Below are 8,663 nucleotides of genomic sequence, written 5' to 3' on the forward strand. Positions count from 1 at the left end.
GCTAAATGCTCAAGCCGGTTTTCATACTTAGCTGCCTCAATAAGAGTGAGGCCCATCGTTGATCTAAAACACTTGGTCCCTAGCTATTGCCGCAGGGCACGWGTGGACAAGCTCTATTAGGGCCCTATTGGCCCTAAAGCCAACTGCGATAAGCACTACGCAAGCTTCTAGCRGCTGCTTTTTGTTTTGCACTGYCAAATTGCGGGCTAGTTCCATTACGCCGCCGCCTTACCCAACTGCCTTTACGTAYTAGAGCAACATCAGCAGCAACTGCCCGCCGGGCAGAAGCAATRGAGCCGTAACCCTTTTTCTTTTGTTTAGCWGCAAGACGCCTTGCCTGAGCAGCAYCYSTGGCATYYACAACCGTTGCAGTTGATCTGCGCTSCCAGAAAACGAGGTAATACATATAACCAATTGCCGCACTTACATACCCACAGGGCCAAGACCCACAGGGCCGAGACCCACAGGGCCGAGACCCGTAGGGCCAAGACCCATAGGGCCAAGACCCATCAATGCGATGTGCTGGCTTGCTCCATGATCCGCAGCGGGCAAGGGCTGCGCAAGTTGGCCTCTAGCCAACCCTTGCCTTGCGCTGCGGTTATGGGCTGCGCCCATCACATCTATTTCAATGGCCACTAAAAGCGATCCATTTGCTCTTATTGATTCCTGCCATAAGGCATTGCAAGCGGTATTACGCAACTCACAACAGCAGCCGATTCAGCGCYTATGGATTGATCATCCCTATGGAGAAGAAGAGCTTTGCTTGCTAGAAGAAGAGCTGCTGCCTGCCATGGAAGCGGTATTAAAGCGGGTAGATGAAATTGATAAAGCCGTTGAGGCAAATCAAGCAGCAGCAATCAGCCCAGTTGAATGGCAACGCATCTGGGATATCACTAGCCTTTAGCACTATGGATCGGCTTGTTCCGAAGGGTGGTGAAAGAGAAATCCAAGATCTGATCGATAGATATCAACGACGCTTTGGTCTTAATTCATCACGTTCCGATGCGTTGTCGGATGTAGCTGATCACCTCAGCGACGAGCTCCATGCCAACGGTATCGGCAGTGGAGGAACCACCCGTGCTCAGGCCGAGTTCGCCGCCAAGCATCCATACGTCACCGAACTCCAACTCCGGGGCGTGGCCGTTCTCAGGGAGGTGGGGCAAGCGGGATTGATTGGAGGTGCTGTGGGCGGCTGCCTTACGGGCACCTTCTCAGCCATCCACCGAGCCATGGGCCTCAGCCAAGGAGAGACAACAGCCACAGAAGCGATCCTGATCACACTCAAGGCGACAGCCTCTGGTGCAGTCAGGGGAAGCTCCGTGGCCGGCGGATCACGCTTGATTGCCATCTCGGCCAATGAGGCTGGAGTAGCTCGGGTAATAGGCGAGATGGGGCCAGGGGCAATCGCCAATGCCATCTTTGAGGCAGGGTTGTCTACTCACCGTTTTGCGAGGGGAGAGATTGATCACGAGGCTTACAGGGAAGAGTTAGGTGGTGCAGCCTTGAGAGCTACAGCAACCAGTTATTGTGGAATGGCTGGTCAACTCCTGATCCCAGTACCTGTCGTTGGGGCAGCCGTTGGAGCAATCAGCGGCTATATCGCAGCGGCTGTGTTGGTTGAATCTGGGGTGCTTGGCCTAGGAAGCAACAACATCGTGACCATTGCAGAAGAGCGGCAAGAGGTAATCGAACGCGAGTGCGCGGCCGCCATCCTGGAGCTGCGCCGCTGCCAAGAGGAGCTCGATCAACTGGAGGAGGCCTACGGCGAAGGCTTCCGCCAGACCTTCAGCCCATTTCTCGATGAACTCAAGGTGCCTCAACAGGCTGGCCTTTACCGGAACAGCCTCAAACGCTTAGTCTGCATTAGCGAGGCTCTTGGCCGCGCTCTGCCCTGGCAAAGCATGGAAGAGTTCGATTCCTTCATGCTCGATGACGAGATGGAACTGATGCTTTAATCCGATTGTTAATGAATTATCTTTTCCAGAAGGATCTTCTCCGGCTTCGTTCTGACCTTGGTTTTTCTTTTGCTATTTATGATTGCCGCTTGATAGATTTTCCTAGGATGATTAATCTGTTGCCAGTTTTCCATGGACGCAGGCTCTCCTCCTTGGTGACTCTTTGTAAGCTTGATGGAAGATCTGACTAATGCCTATCTCGGATGAAGAAAAAACAAGAATATTGAATGCTGCTTCAGTAGAAGCTCTTCGGGCGGAGCATGAGGCAATTTCTAGGCAGATTCAACTAGAGGGGTTGCCACGCGGTCGAGAGTCTTCACTTCTGTCTAAACTTTGGACGATTACCGAAGAAAGAATGCGGCAATTGTTGGGACATGATGAAAATTCTTCTAACGTAAATGATTTCATAGCTCAAACCCCTAGGGCTTCATTGGTTGAACCCGCGTGTGAATACGTCTCATTTCGCCACTTTCAAGGATTTAATGAGTTAATACCAGGAGAAAGCGATTCAATGGCCTTGCAGCTTTATCACCCTACAACATCCGAATTGCACTCCAATGCGGACAGAAGAATATTGCGACTTAAAGATGGAATGGAATTTGAGTTGCAGCTTTATGCAGATGCTCTACTTGAAATACTCCCTAGCGAAGGAATCATTTATTTGTCATGTATTCCGCCCTCAAGTCCCTACGGTAGTCAATCACTAAAAAGCGTAATCGCGAGGGTTGCTAGGGCATCTGAACGATATAGAGATGCGTCCTCGCTGTTTCGAACTATTGTACGTAGAGGAAAAAAATCACACGGTGCACGCTTCACTGATGAAGAACTCGCTTCGACCATCGCCGTAGAGCCATTTGTCTTCGACCCAATGGGCACTATCCTTTTGATTGATGACGTTGTAACGAGTGGTCAGTCTTTCAGGGTTTGCAAGACAATGCTTAGAGAAGTGGGTGTATCAAATAGTATACTTTGTTTGGCAATGGCGAAGACTGACCGATATTCAAGTCAACAGGGAATCATAGATCGTTTGATTATAGAGCGTTCAACGATCGGTAAGAATGTGCAAGCTGCAAATACTTCTCAACAGCACAGGCCGCCAAGAGTCAGTAACCGATACAGAAGCGATTCGGTTGCTCGTACCACTCCTAAGGTTTCAAGTAATCAGATCAAAACCAGGCCTAGCCCTACTGGCAATTCTAATACGCAAAAGGTAAGCGCCTCGAATAGCGACTGTTTTGTCGTTACTGCTATTTATGATGGTGACTGTGATCACAAGGATGTGCAGCTGCTGCGAAGGTGGCGAGATGAGAATCTGGCCTCTACAGTAGCAGGAAAGCGACTAATTCTTCTTTATTACAAAATTGGACCTTATCTTGCGTCTATAGTTAAATCGCTTCGTTTATCGCGTGTTCTTCGCCCACTGCTTCAAAATATTGCACATAAATTGTATGATTGCCCAAATTGCTGCCCATGTCTCCGTTTCGATGCTGCCGGGCATAGGGCCGGCAAAGTCCAGGAAGATCCTCGATAGTCTGACCTCCTTGGAGTCGTTCGATGTATTCTCCACAGTTTTAAAGTGTTTCCCCTCGATTGAAATTGGTCATTCTGAATGGCATGCAATATGGTCAAGATCGGTGGATAAAGTGGAGCGAATAATTGATCAAGGTATCGTGATTGTCCCTTATCTTTCCGATCTTTATCCTGCCAATCTCAGAGGGCTTAGCACTCCGCCTGTCAATCTCTACTTGATTGGACGAGTTGATTCTCTCCTCAGTGCGAATATAATTGCAATTGTTGGGACAAGAAATCCAGACTCATGCATTCAGGATTTCGCACCAAGTTTTTGCGAACATCTTTCATCGCTTGCAAGTTGTGTGGTTAGTGGCCTTGCCTTGGGATGCGACTCGATTGCGCATATTGCATCCATCCGCTCAACTACACCGACTGTAGCGGTTCTTCCTTGCGGCATTGATAAGATTTATCCTAAGGAAAATCAAGGCTTAGCTCAAGATATTGTGGAGGCCGGAGGGTGTCTTGTTTCCGAATATGAGCCTGGAACCAAAATCCAAAAATCTTATTTCGTTGCTCGAGATAGAATTCAAGCGGGTCTTTCTCATGCCGGGGTATTGCTCCAAAGCTCCTTGAATGGAGGATCTATGCATGCGATGAAAACCCTGGCTTCACTAGGGAGACCTCTCGCGACGATTTCTCCTCCAATGCATCTATTGAATGCAGATCAGTGGGCAGGAAACGTCAAATTAATAAATGGACGTCCTGCACCCCTTGTCTTTGACCTTGCAAGTGATGCCCACTCCATTCGTGAAGGAGCAGGCATTTTGTTGCCAAAACATCAAAATCAGAGCGTGGCTCAATCCTTTATTCAGCAGTCTTTGTTGTGAGTTTCTTGATTCACTAGAGCCTTGCTCGCCTCAAAATGGCGCACCCACCCCACTGTTCACCGCGTGGGCCCCCCCTGTATCAGCAAAGAAGTCCGCTCGCATCAAAGAAACCAGGGGGTGCAACCGATGAACAACGAGACCGATTAACGACGCCAAATTTCGTGGTGAAATTCGCAAACGGATGAGTCCGCCCAGCAGGGAAACAGTTACTGAAATTTCAAGGGCTACAGGTATTAGCCGTCAAACGCTTTATAGCTGRAGGCACCTATGGAAACGAGAAGGGGAGTTAGTGCCTGCCAGCAGTAGCKCTGCAGAAGMATGGGATTCAAGCGATWAGTTRGCTGCTGTTAAACAAGCTTTTAGCCAAGACCCATAGGCCCGAGACCCAYMGGGCCGAGCGTTCGGCTTATCGAACTTGGCACATCCTGCGGCTGTGCCTTTTCGTTCTCAGCCTCYGCTCTATTGRTTGGCCCATTTRATAWTAAGAATWGGSCCTAAAGWTATTCCGGCGGCTGCCGTATTYGCTCWGKTCTTGCAACCRSTTTRGCTGRTTWAGYTATTAATTATGTGCTAAAATATRGAGGCACCAAAGGCCCCGAGCCCATCGCCTGCGGTAAGTTTTTTCTWTCAAGTTYATTATTGCATTTAATTGCTTATGTCTAAAATTATTGTTGCTTGTGGTGGYCGTGATCTGATYRTTTCTGATCAAGATTGTGCCCGAWCATTGTTAGCACGTGTTTCTGGTTGTCGCGTTCATTTATTGATCCACGGCAATGCAAAAGGTGCTGATGCTGCCATCAACCGTGCCGCCCATCTATTGGCTTGGCCGTGCCTTGCTATCTCAGCTGATTGGCAGCGCCATGGCCGTTGTGCAGGGCCAATTCGTAATCAGCAGTTAYTGCAGCTTGCAATTGAAAAGGCAATAGCTCTGCAGTTACCCACACAGGAGCAGATCTCAATTCTGGTGATCGCCTTCCCTGGCGGTAAGGGCACTGCCGATCTAATTCRGCAAGCGCGAAAGCTAAGTGCCAGATCAGCTGTGCCAATTGCCATTAGGCAAATCTCTGCTKCTGAGGCCTCCTGTGGCATCAGCACCWGTGGCCGTGCCACCAGTGCTGATGCCAGCTCTATTTCTTTAAACCCTATTTGCGCTTAATCACTATGGTTTCCCTTCCCTCAGTTCCACACCCGGTTGCCTCCGCYCCTGTGGGGTCTGCCCCTGTTGCCTCCGCCCCTATGGGGTCTGCCCCTATGGGGTCTGCCCCTATGGGGTCCGCCCCAATGGGTTCTGGTTTAGGTCTATGGCAGCTTGGTATAGAAGCCCAAGCACTTACAGCTCAGATCGCTGCTTTTGCTGCACAGTTAGAGCTAGAAGATCCAGAACTTGTTCAATCAGCTCTAGGTGAAYTAGAAGCTGCCTTATTRCAAGAAGAAGGTAATAAGCAAAAACTATCAGATAAAGCAGATGCAACCTGTTGGGTAATTGATCATCTACGGGCACAAGCTAGCTATAGGCAACAACAAGCCAAAAGGCTTAGTGATATTGCCAAGGCTGATCAAACCAGAGCTGATRCSCTTGAGCAATCGCTTCTATATGTGCTTACACATTTACAACCAGAAGCAACACGCTTTTCTTTTCCTAACCATGAACTAACAAGTCGYAAATCAACTGTTGTTGAAATTATTGATCTAGATAAAATTAMAGCTGARTGGTTAGTTGTTAAAACCAGYACAGCACCAGATAAAAATGCAATWAAGGCTGCAYTAAAAAARGGCTTAGAAGTAAGTGGTGCCACTCTTCTTAATCGCCGCAGTTGGAAAATMAATTAATTGATTTRTTRGTTATTCAWTTTATTCCATTTATCCTTTYAACACTTGATTTAYTATGTTTTCTACTCAACAACAACATKYGCTAGCAGCACCGCTTGATCGCGCTAATGTTCAATATCGCAATCAATCAAATCGCAGCTTTTCTTACCTAGAAGGTTGGCATGTGATCGCAGAAGCAAATCGCATCTTTGGTTTTGATGGCTGGCAGCGTGAAACGATCGAATTAAAATGCGTTTGCGAACGTGAACGCAATATCGGTCGYGATGGCCGCACTGGCTGGGGTGTTACCTACACAGCCAAGGTGCGTATCCAGGTAGGAGCGATCATTAGAGAAGGCAGTGGTGCCGGCCATGGCATCGATGCTGATCTAGGTCAAGCCCATGAATCAGCTTTAAAAGAAGCTGAAACTGATGCAATGAAACGTGCCCTAATGACCTTTGGTAACCCATTTGGTTTAGCGCTTTATGACAAGCAACAACGGCAAGTCATCAGTTCAAGTGCACTCGCGCTAGGCCACCAAGTAGCGCCGTCAAAACTTACTACTACTGCTGTTGAGCCCCCGGCAGATGTAGGCCTTGAACTCATAGATCCCGCCACTATCAAGCAGATCCTTTCCACCGTGCGTGGATTGCCCCGCCCTGCTCTTGAGGGTTTCACCAAGGCGTTCCGCAAGCATTTTCAAGTGCCGGCAGATGCCACATCGATCGCTGATTTGATCTGCCAGCGACAGCACCATGATTGGATCAAGACGTTTATGGCGCAGCACCAACAGCTGGCAGCTTGAACCGTAACCAAACAAAGCAACTAGCTCTTTTGGATAAAAAAGGTATAGATTTTGTATTCTATGGACTTTGAATTCGATCCGATCAAGAGCAAGTCCAACTAGGAGAAGCACGGCATCAACTTTGTTGATGCCCAAGCTCTATGGAGCGATCCCGATCTGCTGGAGATTCCAGCTCGAACAACGGATGAGCCTCGATTTCTTGTTATTGCTCAGATCCATGGCAAGCACTGGTCAGCTGTGATCACCCACCGCAGCCAGGCTATTCGTCTCATTTCTGTCCGTCGCTCACGTCTAGAAGAGGTACAGCTTTATGAACAGTTCTGAATTCGATCGTCGCTTTGATGCTGGGGATGCCGTGATCGGCGAACTCGATCTCGACTCCGCCACGCGCCCGCGCCTACAGCAAAAGCGCGTAAATGTTGATTTCCCTTTTTGGATGGTGGAGCAACTCGATCGTGAGGCCACCCGCCTTGGCGTAACAAGGCAGTCGATCATCAAGATTTGGCTCGCTGAGCGATTGGAACACAGCACTGCGTCCAGCTGAAATCAATGCACTAACTGAATAATGCATTTACCTCCGTCAGCGCCAGCAAAATTGATGTCTTTTTATTTGAACCCTTTGGGGGCATAACAAAACAATTTAGTAATTGCTTACAGCCTTGCTGTTCATTGAATTACAGCTGATATCCCAATAACAACTGTTATTTCAAGTAAGGAGCATTTGAATTATCTAAGGATATTTATTGATCAAGCCACACCAGAACCCCACAGGGGCGAGGCAACCAGTCTGCAGCCAGGGAGCATCTTCCTTTAAGGCGGGGAGGAATGGCTTAGGGCGATCCTGCTCAAAGGTGTAGCGCTCTAGCAGGATCGATCGTTGCTTCGCCAAGCTGGCATCTGCCGTTAGAAAGCGATTCGATAACCAGTGAAGTGGGCCTGAATCATGAATAAAGCAGAGCGTCTGCGTATCCCCGCTGAAATCGCTACGGCAGCTTTAGTGGCTTACTTACTTGGCTACTGGTTTACGGATCTGTTCCCTGGCTACCTACCCAAAATAGGCGGGCTTTGGTCGGCGATCTCAGCGATCGTGGTAACCCAGGCCACCCGCAAAGAAACAACATCCTCAGCCTCGCTGCGAATTTTGGGTTCAGCCATCGGCGCCGGCACCAGTGCCATCTACCTCACGCTGTTGCCCTTTCACCCTCTGGGCATGGCCGTGGCAATCTTCGYCACAGTTGCGCTTTGCGCAGCGATAAAAGTACCTAGTCATGGCCGCTTAGCAGCTATCACCGTGATCGTTGTGATGGTYACCGGCAGCCTGGATCCAAAGCTGAGTCCTGGGCTTAATGCTCTACTGCGCTTGGCTGAATCATTCATCGGCACCGGCGTTGCGGTGCTCGCGGCGAGAGTTTGGCCAAGCGCAATCAACCAGGCCAGTGGTGATTCTTGAAGCCCACATAACTACTAATCAAGAGCCTTTACATGCCCTGTCAGGCGGCGAGACCGAGAAGAACGAGAAATTCAGCCGCAACTGTCATGACAATGTCTGGCGTGTGGGCTTAAAGTGGTAGGGGCTCTAGGTGCAGTGATGGCGTTATCGACTTTGCGGACTGAAAAACTGGACCTGAGGCTGACATCAGAGGCCAAGCAAACCCTGCAGCGGGCTGCCGCTGCGGCCCAGCGCAGCGGCAGCCC

Annotated in this window: 12 protein-coding genes; 10 read left to right on the plus strand and 2 right to left on the minus strand. The window is 49.4% G+C overall.

Features of this window, described 5'->3' with window-relative positions:
* Positions 1 to 423: 423 nt before the first annotated feature.
* Positions 424 to 552, minus strand: coding sequence for a hypothetical protein (locus C7K08_RS16660; protein ID WP_272867435.1), 129 nt, complete (start codon positions 550 to 552; stop codon positions 424 to 426).
* Positions 553 to 628: 76 nt separating this feature from the next.
* Between C7K08_RS16660 and C7K08_RS11375 the strand changes: the two genes are divergently transcribed.
* The 9 genes from C7K08_RS11375 to brnA all read left to right on the plus strand — a co-directional run bounded on the left by C7K08_RS11375 (position 629) and on the right by brnA (position 7,512).
* A complete protein-coding gene (locus tag C7K08_RS11375) occupies positions 629 to 904 on the plus strand; it encodes a hypothetical protein (RefSeq protein ID WP_106500727.1) in 276 nt (91 codons plus the stop codon).
* Between the two features lie 4 nt (positions 905 to 908).
* Positions 909 to 1,955 carry a hypothetical protein gene (locus C7K08_RS11380; RefSeq protein ID WP_106500728.1) on the plus strand — a complete coding sequence of 349 codons (1,047 nt, stop codon included), beginning with the start codon at positions 909 to 911 and terminating at the stop codon, positions 1,953 to 1,955.
* Between the two features lie 190 nt (positions 1,956 to 2,145).
* Positions 2,146 to 3,486 carry a phosphoribosyltransferase gene (locus C7K08_RS15240; protein WP_133165240.1) on the plus strand — a complete coding sequence of 447 codons (1,341 nt, stop codon included), beginning with the start codon at positions 2,146 to 2,148 and terminating at the stop codon, positions 3,484 to 3,486.
* A gap of 10 nt (positions 3,487 to 3,496) precedes the next feature.
* The gene (locus tag C7K08_RS11385; RefSeq protein ID WP_161955900.1) at positions 3,497 to 4,354 is read left to right on the plus strand and encodes a DNA-processing protein DprA; all 858 of its coding nucleotides are present in this window, start codon (positions 3,497 to 3,499) and stop codon (positions 4,352 to 4,354) included.
* A gap of 655 nt (positions 4,355 to 5,009) precedes the next feature.
* On the plus strand, positions 5,010 to 5,510 hold the full coding sequence (locus tag C7K08_RS11390) for an SLOG family protein (RefSeq protein ID WP_106500730.1): 501 nt from the start codon (positions 5,010 to 5,012) through the stop codon (positions 5,508 to 5,510).
* A gap of 125 nt (positions 5,511 to 5,635) precedes the next feature.
* Positions 5,636 to 6,184 (plus strand): siphovirus Gp157 family protein, encoded by a 549-nt coding sequence (locus C7K08_RS11395; RefSeq protein WP_241537228.1) that lies wholly within the window; start codon positions 5,636 to 5,638, stop codon positions 6,182 to 6,184.
* Positions 6,185 to 6,239: 55 nt separating this feature from the next.
* Positions 6,240 to 6,968 (plus strand): RAD52 family DNA repair protein, encoded by a 729-nt coding sequence (locus C7K08_RS11400; RefSeq protein WP_106500731.1) that lies wholly within the window; start codon positions 6,240 to 6,242, stop codon positions 6,966 to 6,968.
* A 114-nt stretch (positions 6,969 to 7,082) separates the two neighbouring features.
* Positions 7,083 to 7,292, plus strand: a complete 210-nt coding sequence (locus C7K08_RS16465) for a BrnT family toxin (RefSeq protein ID WP_272867436.1) — start codon at positions 7,083 to 7,085, stop codon at positions 7,290 to 7,292.
* Positions 7,279 to 7,512 (plus strand): type II toxin-antitoxin system BrnA family antitoxin, encoded by a 234-nt coding sequence (gene brnA, locus C7K08_RS11410; RefSeq protein ID WP_106500732.1) that lies wholly within the window; start codon positions 7,279 to 7,281, stop codon positions 7,510 to 7,512. Before C7K08_RS16465 ends, brnA begins: the two co-directional genes overlap by 14 nt.
* Before the next feature lie 186 nt (positions 7,513 to 7,698).
* Here the strand turns inward: brnA and C7K08_RS15570 are convergent, their stop codons facing one another.
* Positions 7,699 to 7,857, minus strand: coding sequence for a hypothetical protein (locus tag C7K08_RS15570; protein WP_161955901.1), 159 nt, complete (start codon positions 7,855 to 7,857; stop codon positions 7,699 to 7,701).
* A gap of 54 nt (positions 7,858 to 7,911) precedes the next feature.
* Here C7K08_RS15570 and C7K08_RS11415 point away from each other — a divergent pair, with 54 nt between their 5' ends.
* Positions 7,912 to 8,418, plus strand: a complete 507-nt coding sequence (locus C7K08_RS11415; protein ID WP_106500733.1) for an FUSC family protein — start codon at positions 7,912 to 7,914, stop codon at positions 8,416 to 8,418.
* Positions 8,419 to 8,663: the final 245 nt, after the last annotated feature.

The organism is Synechococcus lacustris str. Tous (assembly GCF_003011125.1).
Lineage (GTDB): Bacteria > Cyanobacteriota > Cyanobacteriia > PCC-6307 > Cyanobiaceae > Synechococcus_D > Synechococcus_D lacustris.